Below are 26,942 nucleotides of genomic sequence, written 5' to 3' on the forward strand. Positions count from 1 at the left end.
TCTCAATACATAAATAGGAGTACTAGCTCCATATTCAAATATTGATATACATATCAATGTATGAACGGGGATGTCTCTGCACCACTGCTTTTTCTAATCTTTAGTGGAACTTTAGTATAGCTAAACCATTTAGGATGAGATTCCGAATGGGAGCTTCATTGCAAAGATCATTCAATTCTTGTTGCAAGGGGGGCTCCAGTGCTTGCAGTTCCTGGTTGGCAACGGCCAATTCGAGCATTTCCAATCGCAATAACCAGTCGTTCGGATAGGTTTGGATGAGCTCGTTGTGGATCTCAGTGAGTGCTTGGAGCGATTGGTCTGCGAAGCTGTCCGACTCTCTTATGGCTGCTACTTGTTGATAGAGGGTTTCAAGCTCGTTAAGCGGTGTGGGAGGACCCGGATCTACTACGGTTTCATGTACGAGAGGTACTGTTGCGCTGTAGTAGGCTGCCGGGTCAGCGGCACCGGGATATGCAGAGACGATATGCGAACCTACCGCCATATCGTACGTGCCCCATTCTTTCTTGAACAGTACCTTACCATCCCAAGTGACCGAACAGTCCTCGAAGGATAGAAGCATGACTTGTTGATCGTTTTTGAGTATGCTCTTGATCCGTCCGGCAACATGAATGCCACTTTCGAAAACCAGCTCCGTGTGATTTCCTTGAAGTACGCCTAACCCGGTAAGCATGTGATCATCGCATTCTTCCAATGCAATCCCGCCTTGCAGCTTGCCAATGGGCGTGCCAAATCCTGCGGCATGATACTGCTTGCCATGACCGCTTAATTGCTGTTGATGCACTGACAACGCCGTTTCGCCTGTCGTCTTCACATAGACAGCTTCGCCGTTCGAGTCTTTCTCGATGCTATGGATGATCCCCGTAACACAAATGCCCGAGTTGAATGCAATCGTCGCCACATGACGCGAACGCAGCGCCTTCTCCAAGCTATCCGTGCCACCGACTCGAAATGCCATTGTATTCGCCAATGCTTCCACGCCTTCTAATAATTGCTCGAAGCTATGGCAAACAAAGAGGCGGGATTGCATCTCCGTTACGACCTTTGGGCTGGCGACGCAAGCATCAACGGAATAGGGCAGCTTCTTTACCGCATCCGTGAAGCAATGCTTGCTCTCTCCGACGGATGACAGCAGACCGGCACCGTAGATTTTCGGATCATCCAGCTCCCCGATCAGGCCGTATTCGACGGTTGCCCAGAAGAGTCGAGACACTTTCTCAGCTTCCGTTAACTCCGTAATCGCCTGTTGTTTCTCCTCCACCAGCTTCTGCGCAGCAGCCTTCTCTTCCGCAGTTGATTTGGGATCTTCCATGACGATCGTTAATAAGCGCAGCGCCTCGAAAGCCTCCCCTCTCTCTTTCATGGAGAAAGCCTTAGTACCTATGGACCCGATTGTTTGCACATAAGCCCTGTATTCAGGATCAAACAAGATCGGGGCATGGCCGGCAGCTTCGTGGATAATATCAGGAGCCGGGGTGTACTCGATGTTCGATAATTTACGAATTTCAGCTGCAATCGGCAATATTCCATTCGCGAGCAGCTCGTAGAACACAGCTCCGGGAATGAGTCCTTTGACGATTACAGCGCCCCATCCGATTTTGGCAAGGCATGCGTTCATCTCGGATACTCGGGGAATACTCTCCTTCTGAATACCGGACTTCAGCAGTCCGCTAACGAAAGCCGCATGAGCCGTATCTCTTAACGCATGATGATTCTGACGCATCACATAACGCCACACTGCGTGATCAATCGGCGTGTACCGATCGTAATCTTGTTCGGATATATAGGGGGACAAATGAGGCGGAATCATTCTCATGTCTTCCACTCCCTCTGCTGTTCGCGTGATCTATCTGGCTGCCGGCAATACCATCCCTGTTACCTCTCCGAAGCCGATTTTATATCCATCGCCTTGGCACCAGCCGGTCATCGTAATTCGGTCGCCATCGGCAAGCCATGTGCGTTTCTCTTGGTCGTTATTCAAGCGAAGCGGTTCTGTTCCCCGCCAAGTAAGCTCCAGCATGCAGCCTCTTGAATCCTTCGCAGGGCCGCTGATCGTACCGGAAGCGAGCAGATCCCCCGGTCGTAAATTACAGCCGCCAACCGTATGATGTGCGACCTGCTGCTCAATCGTCCAATACAGATTGCTGTAATTGCTTGCGGTAATTCGTTCCCGGCTAGCATTTGTTGCTTGCTGCCAGTACACCTCTAATTGAATATCGAAGGAACTCATTGTCCTATGCTGCAGATAGGGAAGCGGGTTAGGCTCTTGTAACGTAGCTGCCGGGACACGAAAAGGTGCAATAGCCTCTATTGGGACGACCCAGGGGGAAATGGAAGTCGCGAAGTTTTTACCGAGGAAAGGGCCAAGCGGCTGGTACTCCCAAGCTTGAATGTCCCGAGCACTCCAATCATTGACGAGAACAAGACCGAATAGATGCTGTTCCGCTTCTCCGATTGGGATCGGCTCCCCAAGCTTATTGCCGGTTCCAATTAACCAGCCCATCTCCAGTTCAAAATCCAGCTGGATGCTCGGGCCGAATGTTGGCACAGCGGAGTCCTGAGGTTTGATCTGTCCGCAGGGGCGGCGAACGTTCGTTCCACTGATGACAATGGAGCTTGCCCTTCCATGATAACCGACCGGAAGGTGCAGCCAATTCGGCATCAATGCCTGTTCTTTGCCTCGGAATAAAGTACCGACATTAACGGCATGAGTCTTGGATGCATAGAAATCGGTATAATCACCGATTTCCGCAGGCAGCAGCATCTCGACATCACGTTGACGGTAAAATGCCGTCGATCGGAGCGGGAAGTTATCTCGAAGCGTAGGCTCATTCGAATCGAGCAACCTCGAGATGATGGATCGAACCTCGCGCCATACATCACGACCCATCGCCATGAACGCGTTGAGCGAGGACTGGGCAAATACGCCTTTCCCGGATACTCGCGAATGGTCGAAGCAGCCGGCTTTGTCCAATACCTCTAAATCCAGCACGTAATCTCCGATTGCTACTCCGATTCGTGGCATACAGCCAGGATGACGCAATGGACGAAATACGCCATAGGGCAAATTCTGTATCGGAAAATGCGAATCCGCATCCACTTTAATGAATGAACATGCCATAGAATATACTCCTTTACATCACATGGAGATTAATTGCTTTCACGCGGTGACTTACCCTGCTCTTTAAAGCTCGCTATCGCTTCTAATGATTCCGGGTTTTCGAGTGCGGATAGGTCGCCCGGATCCATGGCTAAATAGGCAGCTCGGATGACTCTGCGCATCACCTTCGCATTTCTTGTTTTCGGTAATGCGTCCACCATGTGAATGGCTGAAGGTTTGAATGTTTTGCCGAGATGGCTGGTCACCCACTCCAATAGTTCGGCTGTCAAAGCAGTCATTTCATCAGGACGGAGTAACGGATGATTCAGTACGACGAAACAAACGGCCGTTTCTCCTTTCAGATCATCCGGCACGCCAATCGCGGCGGCTTCTGCCACGCGAGAATGCTCGACAAGCAAGGATTCGATTTCGGTTGGTCCAAGCCGCTTGCCTGCCACATTCAAGGTGTCGTCGGAGCGTCCGGTGATCGTCCAGAATCCATCTTCGTCCAGCTCGACCCAATCGCCATGAACCCATATATCAGGCCATCGCGACCAATAGGTTTGCTCGTAGCGTTCCGGTTCTTGCCAGAATCCGCTTGCCATTCCGACCCAAGCGTTCTTGAGCACCAGTTCCCCAACCTCACTGCGAACGGGCTTCCCTTCTTGGGAAAATACATCCGCATGCATGCCCGGTATCGCCGTGTTAAAGCCGGCCGGGGCGATCGACTTCAGCAGTACATTTCCCAGAATGCCTCCTGATATTTCGGTACCGCCCGAGTAATTAACAATGGGAATTCTGTCTTGGCCGACTTCATGGAACAGCCATTGCCACGGCTCGGGATTCCAAGGTTCGCCTGACGATCCGATTACCTTTAGCGACGTTAGATCGCTTTCCCTGTAACACGCATCGCCATGCTTCATCAAGCTGCGAATCAGCGTTGGCGAAACGCCGAGATGGGTCACTTTATGTTTGTTAATGAGGTTAAATATTCGATTCGGGCCGGGATAATCGGGCGCTCCTTCGTACAATACCATCGTACCGCCGCTTAACAAGGTGCCATACACCATGAAAGGTCCCATCATCCAACCCATATCCGTGATCCATAACATCGTGTCGCCTTGCTGAAAATCCATCACGTAACCGGCATCGAATGCGGCTTTGAGCGGAAATCCGCTGTGCGTATGAACAATCCCTTTAGGTAATCCGGTTGTTCCGGAGGTGTAGAGGAGCATCAACGGATCGCTGCTGTTCATTGGCACAGCTGCGAAGGTTCCGGAAGCCTCATTATTTTCACTGTCCAAGAGTTCCACCCAGTCGACATCACGCTTTTGCCGCCAAGTGATCGGATTGCCCAACCGCCGAACAACAACCATTGAAACAATAAGAACCGCCGCATCAGCCGCTTTGTCAGCCTCTTCCTTCATGGGAATCGGTTTGCCGCGCCGGTAGTAGCCGTCGGCTGTGATCAGAACTGTACATCCGGCCCCTTCCATTCGTTTAGCTGCAGCTTCAGCGCTATAACCCGAATAGATGGGTACCGCCACAGCGCCTAGTTTGGCTAAGGCAAGCATCGCTATCACGGTTTCCGGAATCATAGGCATATAAAGAGCAACACGCTGACCCGGACTTATTCCCAATTGCCGCCTTAAACCATGCGCTGCGCGATTCACTTGCTCATTAAGCTCGATATAGGTGAACTTCCGGGTTTGATGATCCTCACCTTCCCAGATGATTGCGTTCCTGCCGGCTGCGGCGGGGTCGATTAACCATTTGTCGACAGCATTGGAAGCGATGTTCAACTGCCCCTGCTTAAACCAGGATGGCCATTGTAAGCCCGCAGTAAAATCTACAACCTGCTCATAAGGACTTGCCCATTCGATCCCCATATCTTGCACGACCGCATGCCAGAACCAGCTGATGTCCTCAATCGATTTGCGATAAAAAGCCTCATAATCGGTAAATCCATACTTGAGCATGAACTGATATAGACGTGTTTGTTCCATATCGGGCTGGTTCGGGAACCACACCGGTTGTTGCCGCATAGGCAGCATCTCCTTCAGTATCCGGCCGGACTACGTGTCCGGTCGCAATACCCAGCTGTATACGTAATTCATATCCTCTACCGACTGCAGGTGCTCGACGACTTGCAAGGGACGGAACGTATCGATCATAACGGCCAGCTCATTGGTTTCCTTCTTGCCAATGCTCTCTTCTACTTTGCCGGGATGCGGCCCATGTGGTATTCCTGACGGATGCAGCGTCATCGAACCTTCTTCAATCCCTTTGCGGCTGCCAAAATTCCCTTTCACATAATAAAGCACCTCATCGCTATCGACATTGCTGTGATAATAAGGCGCAGGAATCGAATCGGGATGATAATCATAGAGCCTTGGACAGAACGAACAAATCACGAACTGGTTGCCTTCGAATGTTTGATGAATCGGAGGAGGCATATGGATCCGTCCCGTAATCGGTTCAAAATCGCGAATATTCAAAATCCACGGATAGAGGTAGCCATCCCACCCGACAACATCCAGTGGATGATGGGCGAAAATGTGGGCATGCAGATAACCGCCTTTGCGAGTACGAACTTCAAATTCGCCTCTTTCTGCAAACGTTTCCAATTGTTCTGGGAGCCGTATATCCCGCTCGCAGTACGGGCTGTGCTCCAGCAGCTGACCCTGCTCATTGCGGTATCGTTTCGGTGTCGTGATCCAGCTGTTCGTTTCCACGATGAGAAGCTTCGTTTTGCCGGAATCCGGTACGACTCTGTAGATGGTTCCGATTGGAATGACAATGTAGTCGCCTGGCCGATAGCGTAAAGTGCCGAACATCGTCTCCACTTTGCCGAAGCCTTTATGGACGAATATCAATTCATCGCCATCCCCATTGCGATAGTAGAAGTCCATCGCTTCAGTAGGATGCGCGACAGCGATTAAGATATCGTCGTTGCCGAACATATATTGCCTGCCGTAGATGGCATCTCCTTTCAAGATCAATCGATTGGTGCGAAAATGGCGATGACGAAGCGCGCCTTGCGTCTCAAATTGCGGTTTGCTCGCTGACAACAAGGATGCTTTCGTAATCTCGGTCGGCGGATGGTGATGATAGAGAATCGATTGGATGCCCGAGAACCCTTTGGTTCCCATCACTTGTTCACGGTACAGACTACCGTCAGGCTGACGAAATTGCGTATGTCGTTTCGGCGGAATCTCCCCCATCCGATGATAGAACGCCATATTCGTTCTCTCCCCTCAGCTTCGGGCTGCTACTTCCTTTCCAGATCAAATGTGTCGGAAATCGCCCTCGTGTAGGTTTGCCCTGCCATTCTGCCGATCGGTCTTAACAGTTCGCTGTTGATTTTGCCGCCTTCGAATAGTTCATCCTGTACATGAACGCAAACGACCCGGCCGATCACGAGGCTGCCGGCGCCGGGCAGCTCGCCTATGGATACGATTTGATGTAACGTACATTCAAGCTGCACATCGCTTTCTTGCACTCGCGGCGGCAGAACGCTGTGGCTCGGTACTTTCGTCAGTCCCGTATAAGTGAATTCATCCACCTCGGGTGGGAATTCGATGGCGCAGTCATTCATTTGAGCGGCAATTTTCTCTCCTACAATATTGATAACAAACTGCTTGGTCGCTTCAATATTGGCCAGCGTATCCTTCTTCTTCCCGTCCGAACCTCGTATCATCGGCGCAAAACAAACCATCATCGGCTTCGCACAGATGCCGGTGAAGAAGCTGAACGGAGCTAAATTATTGCGGCCTTGAAGATCGACAGTGGAGACAAAAGCGATAGGACGCGGCAGAACGGAGCCAATCAGCAGCTTGTAGGCGTCCCTCCACGGCAGCGTATCAGGATCCACTTTCATCGCAACTCCCCCTCCGATTTGTCGTAATTCCTTATAAATTACCTCTTCGCGCTTGCTCCCGTTCGATCGACTCGAACAACGCTTTAAAGTTGCCTTCTCCGAATCCAACGGCGCCTTTTCGCTGAATGATTTCGATAAATAAAGTCGGTCGATCCACAATCGGTTTCGTGAAAATTTGCAGCAAATAACCTTCATCGTCACGGTCTACAAGAATGTTCAACTCTTGGAGCTTTGCAATCTCTTCATCGATCGTACCTACTCGCTCTGTTAGCATTTCATAATAGCTGTCAGGTGTACTTAGGAACTCGATGCCGTTATCTCGCAATGCCGTTACCGTTGCAATGATGTCATTCGACAAAATCGCGATATGCTGGACGCCGGCGCCATGATAATAATCGAGAAATTCTTGAATCTGCGATTTGCGTTTACCTGTCGCGGGTTCGTTAATCGGAAACTTAATCCGTCCGCCGCCAAACATCACCTTCGACATGAGCGCCGAATATTCGGTAGAGATGTCCTTATCATCGAAATGAATCATTTGCTTAAAGCCCATGACCTTCTCGTAATACGACACCCATTCCTCCATCTGCTCCACATTGCCGACAACATGATCAATCCCGATTAATCCGGTCGATCGATGCGGGATGTTCAGGTCGCAGGGCTCGTAATGAGGTAAAAACACGCCTTTATAGTTGCTGCGATTAATTAATGTGTGGATGGTGTCCCCATACGTTCCGATGGCTGCCGTCGTCACGGTTCCATTCGAATCCTTATGTTCCCGCGGCTCCAGAATGGGGATGCCGCCTCTCGCAACAGCGTCATGGTAAGCTTTCTCTACATCATCGATACGCATCGCGATGTCCTTCACGCCATCTCCGTGCTTTTTGACAAACTCTGCAATGGGATGATCCGGCGTCAGCGATCCACTGAGTACAAAACGCGCTTGATGCTGCTCCAGCAGATACGAGACCTTATTGGCTTCCCCTGTTTCTAAACCTGCGTAAGCCACCACCTTGAATCCGAACCCCTTGCTAAGATAATGAGCGGCTTGTTTCGCATTGCCGACATAAATTTCGAGAAAGTCGATTCCTCTGACCGGAAACATATCCGATGATTGCGAATTGATCCGTCGTTGTTTCTTCATGATGTCTCACCCTTTTTCTCACGGCGAACGCCGCTTCCTCTTGCCGTTATCTTATTCAGCACCTGCGGACGTTGTCGAAGCAGCTATGCTAATATTTATTCAGCTTAAGGATGAACTATCCTAAACAATTTGGAAGTAAATGAAAAAGAGCCGCCTTATGGCAGCTCTTGAACGCATTTGAATATGGAATTAGATCAAAACCGGAATGTTAATGGTCGACATGGCTTGTTTCTTCTGATCGTCATTGACATGCGTATAAATCATCGTCGTTTCAATCGAGGAATGACCGAGCAGCTCTTTAACAACCCGAATATCCACACCATTACGGAGCAGCATCGTCGCGAAAGTATGTCGCAATTTATGACAGGATAACTTCATGTCGGACAACCCGGGTTTGTCTAATTTGAAGGCCGCGAAGGTCTGCTCGGCGATCTTCTGAATCTGCCGAATGGACAATCTCTTCCCCTTCTGAGACACGAAGAAAGCTTCTTCTTTCTCCCGATAGGGGGCAATTCTCTCCTGCTCTACTTTATCCAGAATCGAGCTCAGCATTTCGGGTACGGGGATTTCGTTCCATTTTCTCCCTTTGCCGAATACTTCGATCGTTCCTTTCGCTTTCTTGAAGTCTTTGAGATTCAAGCGATGCACTTCTCCAACCCTTAGGCCGCAATAGCTCATCAACAAGAAAATCGCCAGATTCCGATCTCGGTACCGGCCATCGACAAAAGCGAGACTTTGGACAAGCTCCTCTTCCTCCAGGTAGACCGGTTTCTTGTTCTTCTCTGTCTTGGATTTCTTCACTTCCATTGCCGGGTTCCTCGTTGCCATCTCGAAATCTATTAAGGCTACATAGAAGGAACGAATAGCCGAAAGTGTTCGGTTTCTCGTGCGATCACCGGTTGAATCCTGCTTGGAAACCAAATATCCGACTACATCCATCTTTCCGGCTTTCTGGGCGGAGAGACCATCGAGCGATTGGAGATAGGAATGCGCTTCTCTCTTATATTCTCTTTGCGTTGTCGGTGTATATCCCGCTTGCTTCATCCATATATGAAATGCACGCAGCTCTTCCTCGTATTGTTCATCCGTTTCATGGTTGTGGGGCATGCATTCACCTCTATCGTAGGCTGACTTCGAAGACTTTTGTCGATCTGAGACGAAAGTGCGCAAAATATGTGTTTTGCGCACTTATTATAGCATGGTTTTGGGCCAAAATGCATGCATTTAATGTATTGGATCATCACACTCGCTCATTAATCTTGAACCGTCCCATATGCCATCGTCCAAATTGGATCCATACCCTCATTGTACACATTGCCAATCCAAGGTGAGCCGCAGATGTGAAGATAGGCGTAGGGAGTGCCATCGTACATCACCCAGGCACCTGCATCTCTAATCGTATTCGGCAGTCCGCTCTGCTTGGCATTAAAAGGCCAGACGATCATCCAGTGCGGACCAATCGGAATCGCGGGGCTTGTTCTATCAAAAGGATCGGTATTGCTATGCTGCGTGGCACCGCAGAGCATATAGATAATGCCCGGAGCCCTATTCGTAGGCTGTGGCTTCTTGTCGATGCAGTCCATGAACCATTGCAATCCCATCGGATCAGCACACATAGGAGGTTTGCCAATCTGATTCTCATCACCGGGAAAACATATCCAATTATTGGTCCCTCTCCGCAGGATAACCAGATTGCCGTCGCGATCCATTTCTGCAACTGTTGCATCTCTGGTAATGTTCCGAGGGCCGGACAACATTGCTCTGGCAATCTTAACACCGAGGGTCTGTTCTTGCTTTGATGTTGGGAATGGTTGACCAGGTGGGATCATTGCAATCGCACTGTTACTGTAGGAGCCAGAGGCTCCGTCTCGATATACCTGGTTTGTGATGGGACTACTTTCTTTAGTAAGAGCTGATGAATTAGCACGAGGATCGACAGGAGTTTTTCTTCTCCTTGTTTTTTTGATCATCGATTTTCGTTTTGCCATAAACCTCTGCCTCCCTATCATTCGCATGAAGGATAGCCGTTTTCTTCACAAAAATATATTTCAGCCGGTTTGTATTCATGATAAGATCCGAAAAATAAAAAAACCGCTTGTTAGATGATGTCTAACAAGCGAGGTGCAGTTCATTTCAGCGGATTCTTCTTTCTTTCTATTCGATTACATCGGTTGAATGGGATTGCCCTTCAAGATGTCTTCCACCTCTTGGTAGCCCTCAGGGTAGGCAAAGTTATATCGTGCCGGAAGTGCGAACACGTATTTGTCATTGCGAGTTAGTTCGCTTGGTCCCACAGGCGCAGCTCCGATGAAAAATTTCTCCTGCTGAATCGCGTTCCATTGATCGATCGTAAAGACATAAATAGGGATGTCCTGTCTAGGCTTGTCAGCTGTCCATTCGGGATGGCGGATGCCGATGGACGCACCGCTTTCTATGACCTTACCGTCTGTCACATCCTGACCTGTCCATTTGTCCGTTATGATCGTGTACCCTTTCCAACTTTCCGGCAGCGTGAAACGGAAGCCATATTGAGTATTCTCATAGACGGCTTGCTGAACCTGATTCGCTTGTGCAACGATTGGCACTACCTGTTCAGCATGATTCGCCGCTCTGTTTGCGGATACTATAGCCGGTACGGATACGGCGACAACAGCCACCAGAAGCGCTGCGGCTATCTTGTTTTTCTTTTTCATATTCATTTCCTCCTCAAAGCTATTCGTTAGAATTTCATCTCTGTTTTTATTAGAGACAAGCGACTGTTGGCTTACAACCTCATATTACCCACACCAGCCTCGAAAGGAATGACAGAACGTTAACGAAACAGTTACAAGTAGGTAACGAAGGATTTTCTGTAGGGATGTACGAAAGAGGATGGTTTGGAAGGTTTGTCCTTATGCGAAGCTAACGTTGAATGAAAGACAGCCGCCAATATTGCCGGCGGCTGTCTTTGAAAATGGCTATACTTCAGCTTGAAGTTCATGCAAATCGCTATCTACTATAAGACAACTCTTTTCGTTGCAATTTCTTCTTGGAATGTCTGGTCATGCTCAACAAAAATCATGGTTGGATGAAAGCTTTTGATAAGCTCTTCAATTTGCATGCGTGAATAAACATCAATAAAGTTTAGCGGTTCATCCCAAATGTATAAATGAGCTTTTTCACATAAACTCTTGGCGATAAGCAACTTTTTCTTTTGTCCGCCGGAGTAGTGGGAAATATCTTTTTCAAACTGGATACGGTCAAAATCCAACTTGCGTAGAATGGATTTAAATTTCGGTTCATCAATCTGATGTTCTTCAATAAAGTCTGATAACTTCCCCTTTAAGTGAGACGTATCTTGTTGTACATAAGATATGACTAGGCCAGAGCTAATGCTCAAAGCACCTGTATATTGGAGTGGATACCCTAAAATTAATTTTAAAATACTGCTTTTTCCACTGCCATTCCGTCCATCAAGCACGACCCGGTCCCCTGCTTCAACGTTAAAACTTATTGGCGCATGAACCAATTCACCATCATACCGAACAGCCACGTCCGTTAACTGAATCAGTTCTTTAGCTTTGCATTCAAGAGGCGCTAATTGTAACAACTCCGTTTTTTCCGCATTTTTAAGCAGTGTTGACTTTTCTTCAATCGCTTTATTCTGCCTTGTTTCCAGGTTCTTTGCACGTTTCATCATTTTGGCAGCTTTATGTCCCACGTACCCCTTGTCCAATTTGGAACCGGAATTCGTTGTGCCATTTTTGGAAGCCTCTACTTGATTAGACCAATTGGCAGAACGTTTTGAAGATTGCTGCAGCCTTCCGATATCTTTTCGTAAACGCTCGTTTGTTCTTTCTTCATGTTCCTGCTGTCTGTCGAAATTCAGCTTCCAAGAAGAATAGTTGCCACTTTGAACTTCGATATCGGCTCTGTTGATCGACAAGATGTGGTCCACACAGCCATCCAAAAAGTTTCTATCATGTGAAATGAGAATGAATCCTTTTTTCTTCTTCAAATAATTCGAAACCATCTTTCGTGCATGACTGTCCAGGTGATTGGTTGGCTCGTCAATTAACAAAAACTGCCCTTCATTCAAAAAGAGCGCAGCCAGCAAAACCTTCGTTTGTTCCCCGTTCGATAACGTTTCGAATGGTCTGTACATCACTTCGGCATCGACATCTAAATAAGATATTTCCCGAAGCAGCTCCCAATCCTCTGCCTGAGGACATATTTCTTCTAATATTTCATGCGTGAATCTGCTTTTATCAGATACAGGATATGGAAAATGATTAAATTCAACGGAAGAAATAATCGTTCCATGGTATTCATATTTTCCTAATAACAAATTGAAAAAAGTTGTCTTGCCACGACCATTACGGCCAATAAATCCAAGCTTCCAATCCGTATCGATTTGAAAGCTAACATCTTCAAAAATAGCATCAAAGCTGCTGGGATATGAAAATGTCAGGTTTTGTACATGTATCATTGACATGGTAAGTTCCTCCTTTTTATAACGCATTTCCTTTTTATAAAAAGTCGGTTCATACCCATCTCTCCTTAGTCGCTCCGCATAAGTTCAATGGATATTAACGACTTATACGGAGTAAATCATGTGTAATGACCGTGTCTGTGCTCATGTTACCTCTCCTTTTTAGATAAGCTTCTTCGATCCTGTTGTTTCTTAAATAGTCCAATTGATAACAAAAAAGCCACAAGAAAGTTACCTTCTTGTGGCTCAAACAAATATAACAAATCCGACCTTAATGAGGGCAGGAATGAATATTTAGATTGAGTGAAAAGAATTCGTAACTTCCTTGCTTATAAAGAATAAAACAGACGTGCTGAATTATTCTTTACGACATAAGCAAGAAATATTACATAATCCTTTTCAACTCCAATCGTTAAATTAGACTTCATCTTATCATAAAGTTTTTTACTTTTCAATCTTGAAACGACTGCCTTATGAAAAGTTAATAATTAGATAATGCTAAAACCGTAATAGGCACCTGCCGCGAATAGAACAGTCCAGAAGGCAAGGCTCGTCGTCATCCAGAAGAGAACGTTTTTACGCGGGGCTTTGAAAATCATGGCGAAGACCACTGCGACTTCCGTTCCGATCAATAGCGGACCGATTACGGCAAGGCCGGGTAATCCATACTTAACGAATACTTTATGAGCCCGTCTGCTCTTCTTGCTCTCCTGCTGCTGCCTTACCTCTGCAGGTTGTTTTTTGTTTCTCCACTCCTGCCATCTATGGAAGAGGGTGATCAACAGGGCTACGGTTATCCAGTTCCCCGTAAAAGCAAGAACAGTGGACCAAATCGGATTTAATCCAAGCGCTATAGCCAGCACGACAATCGCCGCAGACTCTACCCAGGGCAGCGCCGACAAGACGAATACCGCCAGGTAAGACCATTCTTCCAGATATTCTTCGAGCAATCGATATCCCCCTTGTTATTTCGAACTCCGATCAAATTCATACTATTACGGTTTTTTTGGATTATGATCAATTGCTATCTGCAAATCGCCGTCATTCTGAATGTTACTTGCCCATTTTGCTTGCTTCGCGAAAATATACAGCTTTCTGGACAATAGAAATGACGGTGAGGACAATAATGGGCAGCGGAGAAAATTCAAACAGGAAGGAATATAGAATAAAGAACAAAATGCCGCAATAGATCATCACATTGACAGCCTTGAAGGAGCTGTAGGCAGAGCGATAGACGGTGAATCGCTCAGCTTCATCCAGTTTATCAAACAACTCTCGCTGCGTGTTTCTTGATCGCATCGAAATCGAACGATCCGGGTACAGCTTGTTATAGTGACGAAGGATGATCGACTGCAAAAGAACCGCTATGACGATAAATACAACAGCACATAAGAGGTTCACGCTCAGAAAGACGATTTGATCCTTGTCTTGTGCTTCCCTGCTCGCGAAATAAGCCATGCAAAGCGCGAACCACAAAGAAGCTGAAATATAGTTGAAGGCGCTGATCTTCATGAGTAAGCCAATGGCACGCTCGCCTGCTGTCGGTCCTTCATCCGATAACTCGTTCTCCGGTTTGGAGGAGTACCTCATAATTCCGATGATGTTCCATATTGTCAAAACAAGACAAGCTACACCTATAACCCCAAAGATAAGATCGTAATCGTAATAGATTCCGGGGTTAAACGATAAATTCTCCGGATGCGGAATCGACTCGCTGGTTAGAAGGAAACCGCAAACCCCTCCAACGGCCATCATGAACACCAAGTACAGCGCGCTGATTTTTTTCGATTTATTGTTCATTGTTCTCCTCATCCCCCTCCAGGAAAAATATGGAATCCACTTGTTCTTGAAAAACAGCCGAGATCTTCAAGGCTAATACGATCGAAGGCGCGTAATCCCCTCTTTCGATCAAGGCAATCGTTTGTCTGGATGCCCCGATTAATTGGGCGAGATCGCCTTGCGACAATCGATCGCGAGCTCTCAGCTCTCGGACGCGGTTGCGTAATTCACCCACTACATCACCTCCACATTGAAATCATACATGATTATTGTCATTTTGTATATTATAATATACATTTTGACTATAAATGTTTACACACAAATAAAAAGCGAGGCTGCCGGATAAAATTCGACAGCCTCGCAATACCCTATTCCCTCATTGTAAAGACCTGAATATCCCCCGGTGCCAGTCGAACGTGAAGACCTGAGGACGCATCATCATTTGACTCCAATGTACCGTCACCATCTTCAAACCAACTCCCTACAACCGAATATGGCTTCGGTATCCGGATGCAGACTTCCTTAGCGGAATTGCTCCAATTGTAGGCGAACATGAAACACCCGCTTTCCCCTTCCTTTTCCCAGGACAACGCATCGCCGCGAACGCCGTCCCCACCTTCCATCGCTACATATGGCGTTAAGCCGAATGTAGATTGAAGCAATTTTTTGAAAAATGCCCTCGTTCCGCCATGCGGATTCCGATAATAAGCAGCCGCCAGCAATGTGCCAATCCAAACCGCCTTGCCGCGCCCGTAATCGGCACAGGTGATGGCTGCCATCCCGCCTTCCTCAAATTGGGCCACTACGTCTACATCTTGCCGGACTTTAATGTCCGTTATGTAATAGGAACCTTCCAACGTTACAGATGCGCCGCTCGCTTCTTCCGAGTTGACGGTTGCTATAATCGGAATCGCATTTCGAGACTCCGCGCTCACTTGATGATAACTGTGGTCCAGGTGCTCGACCGAGTGTATCCATGTTTCACGGACACCGAATATTTCGTCGAAGCCGTATCCGGGAACAACAGGGCTATGCGTCCCGTCTTCTGCTTGAAGTGCGCCGAAGGAATTTTCGGACAGAAGAATACCGCCGCCTGCCACCCAATCACGGATCAAGTTACACATGTCCCTGTTTAAATAAAGGGGATATGGCATCCATAAACATCGGAACCGTGCCAACGTTTCCCGGTTCAACCTCCGGTCGTGGACAAATTCCACTTTGTAGTTAAGATCGTGGAGCAGTTGATGCACGCCTTGCACGGAGTCGTTGTAGGTGTCTAAGTGCGCATAAGCCGCGAAATTGGCAATTTGATTCTCCGAACTGAACAGTATCGCAATCCCATCCGAAGGACGGGTTGATTCGGAAAGTCTGTCGCCGTGAAGTTGGATGGTCGAATTCAATGCAGCCATATCCCTCAGCCAAGGTGTTTCGCTACCATCCATATAGGTGCTGCCCCATGCGGGAGTCTCATGTCCCAGCGTTTCCGGACGATACTGCCAGAATAGATAGCCGAGTATCCCCCTGGAAAGCGGAATGAGAATATGCCGCTTCAATTCCGTCCAACCGAGCTTCTGAGGCTTCAGAGCGGTAGTGCCGGGGAGAGCGTGAATTTCGGAATTGATGACGGGTTTCCCTCCTGCCGCGGACAATAAAAGGTCGGCTGACCATGCCGATGAACCTAGGCTGTTGCCAAACAGATCGCAAGGTTCGGCCAGCATGAAATCGTCCGAACCTGCCGTTATCAAGTTAAAAATCGGTGAGGGCACGGTATGGACCATGACGGGATGGTCTAGATCCAATTCCTTGACTACCTTGATTCTTCGCTTTAAGTCCTCTGTAAGCGCATCGGACATAAAGAGCCGCCAGTCCACCATGTCGTTAAATATCGCTTGGCCTCGCGGAGGTTCGACTTCGGCCCAATCGCTGTACCTGCGCTGCCATTTGGCATTAAAGGCGTCCAATGAGCCGTATTTGTTGCGTAACCAAACCGCGAATGCTTGATGAGAATGATCGCAATAGCAAACTTGGTTTTCGAACGAAAGTTTTCGCTTAATACCAGTCGTCAGCTCCGGCTCGTTCCATAGATCCCATACCCAGAGCGCGGAGTGTCGGCCCAGTCTCTTAACGGCTTCCGCGAGAAAATGATCCTTCTCTCGTTGTGCAGGCTCGTGATGATAGCAAGGTCCCGGGGCCCCGCCGATTTGCCGATAACTAAGCGCTTGCGGTTTAAGCACGATACCGTCAGCCGTTACCATCAAGGAATCGGGATATTTCTTATAAAACCATACCGGAGCGACGTCGAAGATGACATTAAGTACAACTTCAGTCGATGGCTTGCCGCCAAATCCATCAACTCCGCAATACCGTCGAATACAAAGGTGTTCTCGGCTGGATGACAATCCCTCCATTGCACCCAGAGCTTGACGCAGTTAAAGCCGTTAAGCGAAATCCTTTCCATGTCCATCGCCCAATGATCGCGGTGCGGTGTAGGCGAGCGGTAGTATTGAAAACCGAAAGGAATAAACGTTTTATCTTTCATCCTGAAGCCTCTCCTCTTTTATTTCACTAGTACGATCGCTTCACCGCAATCCTCCACCGAATCGCTTTATGGGCCTTCAAGTGATTATTCGATAGATTGGCTTAATCCCCTTCTAACGGAAGGCGAAAAGCTCTCCGGTATTACACTTTCTATCGCTATCTTAACTATCACTCTTAAGCACATCCATCTGCAGACGTTTGGATTTCCCCCGTACCCCCCAACTCAAAAACACCACGCTGGAAATGACAGTGCCTGCCCCTATTCCCATCGCAATGGTGAATTCTTCGTTCATGAACAACACCCCTACATACATCGCGATCACAGGTGAAATAAAAGTAAATGTAGTAGGAAAGACGGCGTTCGTGACACGTAGTAACCAATAAAAGATGGAATAGCCTACTACGGATCCGAAAACGATCAAGTACGCTAGAGCTCCGAGAGCTGCCGGGGAATACTCACTTGGAGTCACATGCTCAAAGCAGATAGAGAGCAACAGTAAAAACAAACTACCTACGATCATCTGCAAACCATTACTGGTCATGGATGGTACAGAGCTTGTATGTTTTTGAAACCGAGTCAACGCAAGCGCATAAATAAACTTTATGAACAGAAGCAATGCGATCCCCGCATAAACCATCTTCTTTTCTCCTCCGCTTGAAGTCTCATGGCTTGTACCTGTTGCCACTAAGTAGGTGCCAATAAAGCCAAGTGCAATTCCGATCACAAGTTGTAGGCTCCTTTTCTTTTGACCGGTCCACATCGCCAGCAACGTTGTAAATATCGGGTGCTTGAGTGATTTAGCTCCCCTGAGCAAGAACAAAATAATGACCCCTGCGAGGAAAAAACGAGCGCCTGCAAAGAAAAAAGGAGGCATTCCTCCTTCAATTCCAATCTCGATCGACAGAAAAGTCGTCCCGAAAATCAAACACATAGCGATATACGCGATCATCATCTTCATTTGCTCCCATCCTGTAGGTCTACGATTCACCCCTATAAAACCATGAACTTGCTATAACAGTAAACGACATGTTATAACAGTTGGCAGGAAGGAGTGCGGATGGAAATGAACATACCGTTGGATCGCAAATCACGTGTTCCACTGGCTGAACAAATTCAATTGGCCTTGGTAGAGCGCATTCGTTCGGGCTTGTATCAAGCAGGTGATCTTCTTCCCTCCGTGCGAGAATTGAGTCGTGAGATTGGGGTTAGTTTGATGACGGCAGTCCTTGCTTACGAGAAGTTAGAAGCAACCGGATATGCGCAGCGCCATCACGGTAAAGGCACATTCGTCAGTATACCAAGACCGGAAAAAGACGAGATTCTAGAGGGAATCCATCCAAAACCTTCGTATGATTGGCAGTTGGCGATTCCCGATTATTTAGGCAGGTCGATGTTCCGGCATGTAGGGGCTGTAAATCGTAAAGACGTGAAATACCCGCTGCACAGGATCAAATTACATGCGGAGGAACTCTTACCTCTCCAACACTTTCAACGGGCAGTTCAACAAGCTTCATCCGATCGATCGTCAATTGGCGATTATGCACCGGCCGCGGGAGACGAAGCGTTGCGTAGCAAACTGGCTTCTACTTTCCGTCACAAGAGTTCTGTGCTTACAGCATCGGAATTGTTGATTACAACGGGAACCCAGCAAGCCATTGACCTTATCGCACGAACGTTTCTTGGACCTGGGGATCTTGTCGCCGTTGAATCTCCTACATACCCCGGTGCTTTGGATGCTTTTCGCTCGCGCGGTGCCACCTTGATTTCCATTCCGACTGACCATACAGGCATGAGACTCGATATCCTTCAGCAGCTGTGCGACATCCATCCCCCGAAATTAATCTACACACTGCCTACAGGCCAAAACCCGACGGGCAGCGTCATGTCTGTTCAGAAACGTCTGACTTTGCTGGAAATCGCAAAGAGCTATAACACCTTGATTGTGGAAGATGATCCCTGGGAGGAACTTTACTTCGAGGATCTGCCGCCGCGTTCCCTGTTTAGCTTGGATCAAACCGGACATGTGATCTATATGCAGGGATATAGCAAATCAATTGCACCGGGACTCCGTCTGTCCGTAATCGCGGCAAGAGGTTCGGTGTACCAACGCTTACTCCATGCAAAAGCAGTAACCGATTTAAGTACCCCTTTATTTAATCAGCGTATTTTGCTGCACCTGTTGGAACAAAACATGAATGAACATTTTCGCAAAGTCCGCGGCCAATTAACAAAGAGACGTGACGAGATTCATCAACTTCTGAAACGTCATGCTCCCTCCGCTTGGACCTGGACGCCTCCGGCTGCCGGCCCTTTTTTTTGGCTGACATCGACAGGTAGCGTGAACACGGATGCTTTGTTCGTCGAGGCCGAACGCCAAGGCGTTTTATTCTTTCCGGGGTCTTTCTTCTATTCAGGAAATGCCGAGAGAAACAGTCTGCGAATCGGCTTTGCGGCGTTGGCGGAAGCACGAATTCGCGAGGCAATTCTCACGCTCTGCCAGCTTTTGCACCACACTGAACTCAAATAAGCTGCCGAACTTGTCGGCAGCTTAGAAAAATGGTTTATTAATGACTATTATGTCCTCCGTCTGCGCCAGCCGAACACACTGATGTGAACGATGGCTCTTGTCGACCAATGGGCCAGAATATGTAGGACAATAAATACCACTACGAGCGGCTTGAACAAGATCCAGCTGCCAATCCACACCAGCAAGATTTGCCATGGCTTCATTTTGCGTAATAATTTATTGGGCCACATACAGATTCGATAAAGGAAATAGTGATGACGAAGCGATTCCAAATATTCGTCTTGGTACTGCTTCTCATCAGGATTCAACCGGATCGCGCTGCGCATATAAGTCTCTTGCAGTTTATACTCATTACGGCTCGCTGCCGCCCATGCAAGATACATCAAGACGACAGGCTCTTCGGCTCCATAACGGATTGCTTCACGGTTCAATCTCCTTGATTCGACCACTTCACCAAGAAGAGCTTCGATATAACAGAGAACAGCCAGATATTGGGGATTCTCGGCATCCAGTTCAAGGGCAGTCTCAATTTGTTCCTTCGCTTCCTTGAACTTGCCCTTCTTGTTCAATTGATTGGCTGCTAAATAATAATAGTGGGATTCGTATGGGTTTATGCGCAGCGCTTCTTGGAGCGCCTTATCAAAGGCTTTCTCATTACCGGTCTCATAATAAACCGAAACGCGCACATACCAGCCCAGATGATGTTCGGGATCCCGACTCAATGCTTCTTTCGCCCAGTGCTGAGCTTTCTCATACTCCCCCATTAACGCAAAAATTTGAGCATATATGGCATACGGATCCGGATCATGAGGATCATCCCGCAGCAGTTTCTCCGTTTCAACCAATGCTTCCTTATATCGTTTCCAGGCAATCAGCTGATAGACGGCACTGTAAGCTGAAGAAGCTGCTGGACGTATAGTTTCTTCCATTGCACTATCCTCCTGATCATTCGGCTATTTAATACCATGCTTCTTCACGTAGTCTAGCACGATCTGGTAATCGCCGTTCACATCGCTGAATGTGGCATAGTTTCTTGCGGTTGAGAACCATTCAATGGTTGTAGCCTTCCGTGCTTTCAGTGATTTACGGAGATCTTCCTGCACGATCGGCTGAATTTCACCCGTCTCAAACGTCCGCTCCATTGCGTAATCCACGGCATCCTTGACGACTTGTTCCAGATCCGCGCCGGAGAACAACTTCGTTTCCGCTGCCAGCTTGGACAAATTCAGTGAGGCTGTCGGCTTATCCGCAAGCTTCAGTTTCAGGATCGTACTCCGCTCTTCCTCCTCCGGCGGCGGAACGAATACCAGGTGATTGAACCGCCCCGGTCTCCGCAAAGCAGAATCCAGATACCATGGCGTATTCGTTGCACCAATGACAAACACCTGATCATTGCCGGCTTGCAATCCGTCGAGCTCGGTCAACAGCTGATTGACGAGCATGCGCTCATGATGCTGCCTCATCTGATGCCGGCTTCCGCCCATGGCATCCAGTTCATCGATAAAGATGACGCATGGCTTGTTTTCGCGCGCTTTCTGAAATACATCATGTAAATTATGCTCGCTTTGTCCTACATACATGGACAGAATAGCCTGCAACTCGATATGAATAAAATTCGCATCAATCTCGCCGGCAACCGCACGTGCGAGGAAAGTCTTCCCGCATCCGGGAGGCCCGAACAACAGCAAACTTCCGCCTGCTTGTTTGCCATAGGCTTTGAAAATTTCCGGCTGCTTCAGAGGGAGAATGAAGTTCATCCGAATCTTCTTCTTCACATCTTCAAGACCACCGACATCTTCGAAGGTTTCCTTCGGTTTATCTGATTCAATGATGGATTGGTCATCCTGGTTGAATTGAATAAGCTTCAACTTATTCTTTCGTCTTTCCGATAATTCGTCATGATCTGACAAATGGATTCCCTCCTTAACACTCTTTATGAAAATAGTAGCATATTATCCTTTCTTTTTCCCCTAGTACTTTTGTGGTAAAATATAAGTTCTGAATGATAGTAAGAGGAGCGATTCATAGCATGGAAACGAATGTCCCGACGTCGGCAAACCGATCTCTCGAGAGAACTTCCCGCAAATCAAAGCCATCTGTCCCTATGTTTCTTGCAGCCTGGGTGCTGTTGATCAGCTGTGGCGTAGTAGGCACAGTCTGGTATACCGGTCAAGTGAAGGACAAACTGACACAAGACATAAGCGCTCAAACGGCGCAGCAAATTACGACAATGCAGCAAAATTACGATGCGCAGCTGAAGCAGATGCAGGCCAATTTTTCAGGCGAACTGAATAAGGTGCAAGGCAAAGTTGACGCGCTTAACGAACTTTTGGAGTTTACTAAAGATAATACGAATTCCAAAACCGACAATAGCAATAAGCTGTTTACGCAGCTGAATGAAGTTAAGAAAAAACTGGCCGAACTGCAGAAAAGTTTGGATGTGCTGAAATGACGTTGAATATCAAGCAAATCAACCGTTTCTTTCTTATGGCATGCGCCCCGTTCATCGGGCTAATCATTTGGCTGTTGCTTTCGGAACTGTCTATTACACTTCCGGAGAGCTCGTATCCGAAGCACGCATTAACGCATGCAACCGTGCCGGCGGATACCGCGAAGCTGACAGCTGGTTTGGACCAAGCGAAGAAGACGGCACTCGTCACCGCAAAGTCGCTCAAGAAATCAATTCAGCTTTATACCACTACGAACAGAAACATGGATGCCATCGTCTCCATCGCCGTTTCACAGACAAACAGGCCATACCGCATCTATGACCGCCGCATTACGCGGAAGATCGGTGCACCGACGCAGCAGATTGAGTCAGATAACGTTCGTGCGCAGCTTTTTGTGATTCATGCGCAGCACTTTAACGGCTATGCGCTGAAGGTCAAGCTGAAATCGCCCAAAGCGATGAAAATGGTGCTCGGTCAAGATAAGAATGGCGGAGCTGAAACGACGCTCGCTGCCGTTGATCGATATAATGCCATTGCCGGCGTTAATGCCGGCGGTTTCGCAGATGATGGCAACAAGCGTTATCCTCTTGGCACCACGGTGATGAACGGCAATTATTTAAACGGCTTTGCTCCGTCTTATAAAGATTTGTTCTTCGTTGGGCTAAACGATAAGCTGGAGCTGATCGGTGGCAAATATATGAGCAAATCTCACCTGGACAGTGAGAATCCGAAATTCGGCGCTTCATTTGTACCCGTACTCTTGCAAAACGGCACTGCGCTTCCGATTCCCGACAAGTGGCGGACCAGCCCGTTACGTGCTCCGCGGACTATCATCGCCAATTACAAAGACAACCAGCTTCTCTTCCTCGTAATCGATGGGCGCAACGAGAATGGCAGCTCCGGCGCGACGCTTCAGGAAGCGCAGCTGATACTTCAGCGATTCGGCGCGATCGACGGCTATAACCTCGACGGCGGCGGGTCGTCATCACTCGTCTTCAATGGCCGCGTCGTCAATCACCCGTCGGACGGACAACTTCGACCGGTACCGACCCATTTCCTATTTTTCAAATAAAGTTCCATATGGAAATCAAACAGGCTGCCGCGAGGCAGCCTGTTTTGTTTACGAGTGGATAACAATCAAAATGGAAAGCTCGCTTGACATTGCAGCCATCTCGCGATATGCTCCTCTTATGGAAAGTTAGCTTTCCGTAAGGAGGGGCAACGCATTGAACAACCGTTTAGAAGAAATCCGCAAACAACGCGGAATAAAGCAAGAAGAATTAGCTGCGGCTCTTGAAGTGTCCAGGCAAACGATCGGTTCGCTGGAAAACGGACGCTATAACCCCTCGATCCTGTTAGCGTTCAAGATTGCTCGTTATTTCGGGTTGAGTATCGAAGAAGTCTTTATTTATGAGGAGGAAGAGAACGTATGAAGAACACATTTTCGTATTATTTTCTTACCGCTGCAGGCCTAGGACTGCTAGTATGCGGTATTTATTTCATCAAAACAATCGAAGATCCGCAAAGTGTGCTGCGAGCGTTGCCGTATATCTGTGTGGGACTCGGCTGCGGCATGTTTGGTCACGGTGTGGGGGAAGTCATCCTTCGAAGCGCAATGAAGAAGGATCCCGCAGCAGCAAAGCAGCTGGAGATTGACCGGAATGATGAGCGAAATTTAGCAATCGCCAATCGGGCCAAAGCGAAAGCTTATGACATGATGGTTTTTGTGTTCGGAGCTTTAATTACAGCCGTTGCTTTGATGGGTATTGATATAATCTTGGTATTGCTGCTGGTTTTCACCTATTTGTTTATCATTGTTTATTGTACGTATTACCGTTACAAGTACTATAAAGAAATGTAAGGCAGCTGCATTCTCCGTACGTCTACCAGCACATCCCCATCGAATGCCATGATGTAGATATCAGGTTTGGAGGTCTGTAACAGAAACTCGTAATTATATTGACTGTCAAAATACCGCATCATTAACGTCATAACCATGCCGTGCGTGCCGATAACGATTTTCTGCCCCCTATAGTTCACAAGAATTTCCGCTAATACATGAACAGCACGATCCATGCACGCTTTAATCGTTTCGCTGCCGGGCAACGCGAGATCAGGGTCACGGAACATCTTCTCCACAAACAGATAAAAATCCTTATCGGTCATCGTGCCATCAGCGCCCGAGAACGTCATCTCACGCAAATCTTCGAATAGAATGATTTCTTTACCGCAGCTGGTGGCTAGTTCCTCGATTGTAAGCACTGCTCGCCGATAGGGGCTGGATATAAATGTATCAATACCTTCTTCTTTGAGTATTTCGGTTATTTTTCGCGAATCAGCCCAGCCTTTGTCCGTGAGCCCCCGTGTTCGTTCATTGGGATCGGACTTTGGCGATTCCGCATGTCTTACCATGTAAATATAGGTTCTCATAGGACCTCCTGTCGTGAGTCACTTCAAGGATGGATTACATTGAACTACTCCTAACTATTCGTTCATGAAGAAGCTCTTTCCTTTACTTGTAAGTTCCGCGGATAATAAAAAAAAAGCGAATCATCGCTTCTCAGTGTAGTCTCGTGATAAACGGATGCTTTATCCCATTCCAGCTCTAACGGTTGTGATAGTGGCTATTTGGCATAAATTTCGCCATTTTGTATTCTAAGGGTTGCCAGCGAGCCTATTTGAACGTTTTCCAACGGGAATCGACCCAATTACTCCAAATAACGTCTGTGACAACCGTTAGCGTTATAAAAAGGCTTATTTTCAAGAAATAGCCTCACTGACAACCGTTAAAGTTTTGTTTTCACATGTGGCCGATGCAGATACGCATTCATATCAAAATAGCTGCTCAGACTATACCGTTTGTAGAACGCTTCATCCATCGCGAGCGTATCTTCGAAACTGACTAGCACCGGCGAATCACCGGCAGGCAAATGCGCATTATGCGCGTATTCTTCACGAGTATCAAGTTGAAGCGCGTTCGCGAACTCGACTTCTGCATCGCGAAGTTTGCCTTGTCGCCACAGGATGATGCCCAGCGTGTTGCGAGCAAGTGCCCAATCGGGCTTTAGTCGTACGGCTTCCCTCGCATCCGCTTCCCGGTGATCAAGATAATGACCGCCTTGCCGGAGCGCGCATAGCGCAACGTCGAGATGCGACTGGGAGGCATGATCCGGGTTGTTATAATCAAACCCGTTCGGATCGTCGAACACCTCATACTTAATAACGCCGTCCCAGTAATATTGCACATTGCTGAGGTTTTTGAGTTCCCAATGCGTGAGCACTTGAAGCTCCGGCGAGGAAGGTACGGCGCTTAGCGAGAGATGACCGAGCGGGTGGCGAATGAACTGGCGCCGCTCGAAGATAATCGTATCGCTCTGCAGCGAAACAAACCAATTATGAGACGGATTAGGTCCCAGCAGCAGCTCGAAGATTTTCTGCGGCGTTTCGATAAACCCGCGCTTGGCGACTCGCATCATTTCCTCGCAAGCGTCCGAAGGAGAGTTGGTGTGTTCAAACACTTGGCGAGAAAGCGCAAAATCGAAGCTCTTATCTTGGAAAGGCAATTTCTCCGCGAAACATTCCACATAATCGAACCGCGTATCAATACCGGCCCCGGAACGATGAGCGTTATGGGTTAGAAAAGGCTCTGTCACCGTACTTGCGCGGGAGAACGGATTGGATCCGCCGCCAATATCGAGTACTGTTTCACCCGGCTGAATATCAAGCATTTGTGTCAGAAGTTCATCATTTAGTACCGGATACACGTTGCCGAATGAATTCTTTAGCGGGATATTGCGCGTGTATGCACCTAGGTTCAAACTCAGTAGTTTGTTGAAATCCAAAAGATGACCTCCTCGAAGTGGGATCACATCCTTCTCCGGTACTTTACTGTATATTCGAAAAACCTTCCAATAAGAATTGGAAGGTTTTCTCAATTATCCGATTATGCGATTAATGTCCAGACATCGGTTTTCCCCGGAATATCTCCTTTGGACCACCATTTTGCCTTATACGTACGTCCGGCATAAATCACCAGCTCGCACTCTTGCTACATATGTAATATACCCGCGGCTAGGAAATGATCCGAATCGGTTCTCCGGATAAATAAGCTCCAATATCTTGCACGATGTCTCTATAAAATGCCTCATAATTGGCTTCTGAAACATACCCGATATGAGGCGTAGTTAGCAGATTTGGAAGCGACCGGTATGGATCGTCCTTTGGCAATGGTTCTACTTCAAATACATCCACTCCGGCACCGGCAATCCAGCCATTCCGTAAGGCTTCCGCGAGTGCGGTTTGATCCACGATCGGTGCGCGAGAAGTATTGATTAGAAATGCTGAAGGGCGCATTCGTTTGAAGTCCTCAGCGCCAATCAGTCCTCGTGTCCGGTCGCTCAACACAAGGTGGATCGACACAAAATCACTGTTCTCCAGAAGCTCTTCCTTGGAAGCAGCTAATTTTACTCCTGCCTCGTCCGCGCGTTGCTGCGATAAATTTTGGCTCCATGCCATAACATCCATACCGAACGCTTGTCCAACCTTCGCGATCTGGCTGCCCAGTTTGCCAAGACCAAGCAAGCCGAGCGTTTTGCCGTACAAATCTACGCCAATCGTGCTTTGCCACTGACCGCTTCGGATTGCATGATGCTCCTGAACGATATTTCGAGCTAATCCCAGCAATAGGGCCCAAGTAAGTTCGGCTGTTGAATTGCCGGCACCTCCCGTCCCACATACGGTAATTCCTTTTGATGCGGCTGCTTCTAAATCAATCGACGCATTGCGCATACCCGTCGTAATCAGCAGCTTCAAGCGAGGAAGCCGGTCCAGCATAGAGGCTCGAAATGGCGTCCGCTCACGCATTATGACCACAATCTCACAATCAGCGATTAGCTCGACCAATTCGTCTTGTTGATCAATATGCCGAGTAATGGTCTTCACCTCCACCCGATCCAGAATGGGCGACCAATCGGCTGCAGTCAATGCTACTTGCTGATAATCATCCAGAATTGCACATCGAAGTTTCGTCATCCC

The 26,942-nt window shown here is 47.9% G+C and carries 26 protein-coding genes and 1 pseudogene; 5 read left to right on the forward strand and 22 right to left on the reverse strand.

Annotated features, from left to right (window positions below; all coding sequences use genetic code 11):
* Positions 1–100 precede the first annotated feature (100 nt).
* From BM412_RS10135 to BM412_RS10205, 16 genes and pseudogenes are all read right to left on the reverse strand, one after another.
* On the reverse strand, positions 101–1,834 hold the full coding sequence (locus BM412_RS10135) for an aromatic amino acid hydroxylase (protein WP_091217081.1): 1,734 nt from the start codon (positions 1,832–1,834) through the stop codon (positions 101–103).
* Positions 1,835–1,864: 30 nt separating this feature from the next.
* Positions 1,865–3,139 (reverse strand): fumarylacetoacetase, encoded by a 1,275-nt coding sequence (fahA, locus tag BM412_RS10140; protein WP_091217083.1) that lies wholly within the window; start codon positions 3,137–3,139, stop codon positions 1,865–1,867.
* 29 nt (positions 3,140–3,168) lie between these two features.
* Positions 3,169–5,163 carry an AMP-binding protein gene (locus BM412_RS10145; RefSeq protein ID WP_091217086.1) on the reverse strand — a complete coding sequence of 665 codons (1,995 nt, stop codon included), beginning with the start codon at positions 5,161–5,163 and terminating at the stop codon, positions 3,169–3,171.
* Positions 5,164–5,193: 30 nt separating this feature from the next.
* Positions 5,194–6,360: a homogentisate 1,2-dioxygenase gene (locus BM412_RS10150; protein WP_091217088.1), complete on the reverse strand. Its 1,167-nt coding sequence runs from the start codon at positions 6,358–6,360 to the stop codon at positions 5,194–5,196.
* Between the two features lie 29 nt (positions 6,361–6,389).
* Positions 6,390–6,998, reverse strand: a complete 609-nt coding sequence (locus BM412_RS10155) for a flavin reductase family protein (protein WP_091217091.1) — start codon at positions 6,996–6,998, stop codon at positions 6,390–6,392.
* 31 nt (positions 6,999–7,029) lie between these two features.
* Positions 7,030–8,142: a 4-hydroxyphenylpyruvate dioxygenase gene (gene hppD / locus BM412_RS10160; RefSeq protein ID WP_091217093.1), complete on the reverse strand. Its 1,113-nt coding sequence runs from the start codon at positions 8,140–8,142 to the stop codon at positions 7,030–7,032.
* Positions 8,143–8,331: 189 nt separating this feature from the next.
* Entirely contained in the window at positions 8,332–9,249 is a 918-nt protein-coding gene (locus BM412_RS10165; RefSeq protein ID WP_091217095.1) for a tyrosine-type recombinase/integrase, read from the reverse strand.
* A gap of 146 nt (positions 9,250–9,395) precedes the next feature.
* Positions 9,396–10,130 carry a hypothetical protein gene (locus tag BM412_RS10170; protein ID WP_091217098.1) on the reverse strand — a complete coding sequence of 245 codons (735 nt, stop codon included), beginning with the start codon at positions 10,128–10,130 and terminating at the stop codon, positions 9,396–9,398.
* A 174-nt stretch (positions 10,131–10,304) separates the two neighbouring features.
* On the reverse strand, positions 10,305–10,835 hold the full coding sequence (locus BM412_RS10175; RefSeq protein WP_091217101.1) for a hypothetical protein: 531 nt from the start codon (positions 10,833–10,835) through the stop codon (positions 10,305–10,307).
* A 302-nt stretch (positions 10,836–11,137) separates the two neighbouring features.
* Positions 11,138–12,616, reverse strand: a complete 1,479-nt coding sequence (locus BM412_RS10180; protein ID WP_091217103.1) for an Lsa family ABC-F type ribosomal protection protein — start codon at positions 12,614–12,616, stop codon at positions 11,138–11,140.
* Between the two features lie 485 nt (positions 12,617–13,101).
* Positions 13,102–13,563 carry a small multi-drug export protein gene (locus BM412_RS10185; protein ID WP_091217106.1) on the reverse strand — a complete coding sequence of 154 codons (462 nt, stop codon included), beginning with the start codon at positions 13,561–13,563 and terminating at the stop codon, positions 13,102–13,104.
* Between the two features lie 103 nt (positions 13,564–13,666).
* Entirely contained in the window at positions 13,667–14,413 is a 747-nt protein-coding gene (locus BM412_RS10190) for a DUF3169 family protein (protein ID WP_177245751.1), read from the reverse strand.
* Positions 14,403–14,627: a helix-turn-helix transcriptional regulator gene (locus BM412_RS10195; protein WP_091217111.1), complete on the reverse strand. Its 225-nt coding sequence runs from the start codon at positions 14,625–14,627 to the stop codon at positions 14,403–14,405. The genes BM412_RS10190 and BM412_RS10195 overlap by 11 nt, the downstream gene beginning before the upstream one ends.
* 133 nt (positions 14,628–14,760) lie before the next feature.
* A complete protein-coding gene (locus BM412_RS32865) occupies positions 14,761–15,834 on the reverse strand; it encodes a beta-galactosidase trimerization domain-containing protein (RefSeq protein ID WP_371264808.1) in 1,074 nt (357 codons plus the stop codon).
* A 6-nt stretch (positions 15,835–15,840) separates the two neighbouring features.
* Positions 15,841–16,931: pseudogene (locus tag BM412_RS32870) on the reverse strand (beta-galactosidase); the annotation flags it as partial.
* 160 nt (positions 16,932–17,091) lie between these two features.
* Entirely contained in the window at positions 17,092–17,889 is a 798-nt protein-coding gene (locus BM412_RS10205; protein ID WP_091217116.1) for a DMT family transporter, read from the reverse strand.
* Between the two features lie 99 nt (positions 17,890–17,988).
* Here BM412_RS10205 and BM412_RS10210 point away from each other — a divergent pair, with 99 nt between their 5' ends.
* Positions 17,989–19,458: an aminotransferase-like domain-containing protein gene (locus tag BM412_RS10210; protein ID WP_091217119.1), complete on the forward strand. Its 1,470-nt coding sequence runs from the start codon at positions 17,989–17,991 to the stop codon at positions 19,456–19,458.
* 47 nt (positions 19,459–19,505) lie between these two features.
* Here the strand turns inward: BM412_RS10210 and BM412_RS10215 are convergent, their stop codons facing one another.
* Positions 19,506–20,387, reverse strand: coding sequence for a tetratricopeptide repeat protein (locus BM412_RS10215; RefSeq protein ID WP_091217121.1), 882 nt, complete (start codon positions 20,385–20,387; stop codon positions 19,506–19,508).
* Positions 20,388–20,411: 24 nt separating this feature from the next.
* A complete protein-coding gene (locus BM412_RS10220; protein ID WP_091217123.1) occupies positions 20,412–21,368 on the reverse strand; it encodes an ATP-binding protein in 957 nt (318 codons plus the stop codon).
* Positions 21,369–21,487: 119 nt separating this feature from the next.
* On the opposite strand from BM412_RS10220, the gene BM412_RS10225 reads away from it, so the two are divergent.
* The 4 genes from BM412_RS10225 to BM412_RS10240 all read left to right on the forward strand — a co-directional run bounded on the left by BM412_RS10225 (position 21,488) and on the right by BM412_RS10240 (position 23,769).
* Positions 21,488–21,910 (forward strand): hypothetical protein, encoded by a 423-nt coding sequence (locus BM412_RS10225; protein WP_091217125.1) that lies wholly within the window; start codon positions 21,488–21,490, stop codon positions 21,908–21,910.
* Positions 21,907–22,980, forward strand: a complete 1,074-nt coding sequence (locus BM412_RS10230) for a phosphodiester glycosidase family protein (RefSeq protein ID WP_091217128.1) — start codon at positions 21,907–21,909, stop codon at positions 22,978–22,980. The genes BM412_RS10225 and BM412_RS10230 overlap by 4 nt, the downstream gene beginning before the upstream one ends.
* Positions 22,981–23,134: 154 nt before the next feature.
* Positions 23,135–23,341, forward strand: a complete 207-nt coding sequence (locus tag BM412_RS10235) for a helix-turn-helix transcriptional regulator (RefSeq protein ID WP_091217131.1) — start codon at positions 23,135–23,137, stop codon at positions 23,339–23,341.
* A complete protein-coding gene (locus BM412_RS10240; protein ID WP_091217134.1) occupies positions 23,338–23,769 on the forward strand; it encodes a DUF6442 family protein in 432 nt (143 codons plus the stop codon). Before BM412_RS10235 ends, BM412_RS10240 begins: the two co-directional genes overlap by 4 nt.
* Here BM412_RS10240 and BM412_RS10245 read toward each other — a convergent pair.
* From BM412_RS10245 to BM412_RS10260, 4 genes are all read right to left on the reverse strand, one after another.
* On the reverse strand, positions 23,754–24,338 hold the full coding sequence (locus BM412_RS10245; protein WP_091217136.1) for a histidine phosphatase family protein: 585 nt from the start codon (positions 24,336–24,338) through the stop codon (positions 23,754–23,756). The genes BM412_RS10240 and BM412_RS10245 overlap by 16 nt on opposite strands.
* A 356-nt stretch (positions 24,339–24,694) precedes the next feature.
* The gene (locus BM412_RS10250) at positions 24,695–25,750 is read right to left on the reverse strand and encodes a class I SAM-dependent methyltransferase (protein ID WP_091217139.1); all 1,056 of its coding nucleotides are present in this window, start codon (positions 25,748–25,750) and stop codon (positions 24,695–24,697) included.
* Positions 25,751–25,851: 101 nt separating this feature from the next.
* Entirely contained in the window at positions 25,852–25,941 is a 90-nt protein-coding gene (locus BM412_RS32875) for a carbohydrate-binding protein (RefSeq protein WP_177245752.1), read from the reverse strand.
* 38 nt (positions 25,942–25,979) lie between these two features.
* Positions 25,980–26,939, reverse strand: a complete 960-nt coding sequence (locus tag BM412_RS10260; RefSeq protein ID WP_091217143.1) for a D-2-hydroxyacid dehydrogenase family protein — start codon at positions 26,937–26,939, stop codon at positions 25,980–25,982.
* Between the last annotated feature and the right edge of the window lie 3 nt (positions 26,940–26,942).

The organism is Paenibacillus sp. BC26 (genome assembly GCF_900116125.1).
Classification (GTDB): Bacteria; Bacillota; Bacilli; order Paenibacillales; family Paenibacillaceae; genus Paenibacillus_Z; species Paenibacillus_Z lignilyticus.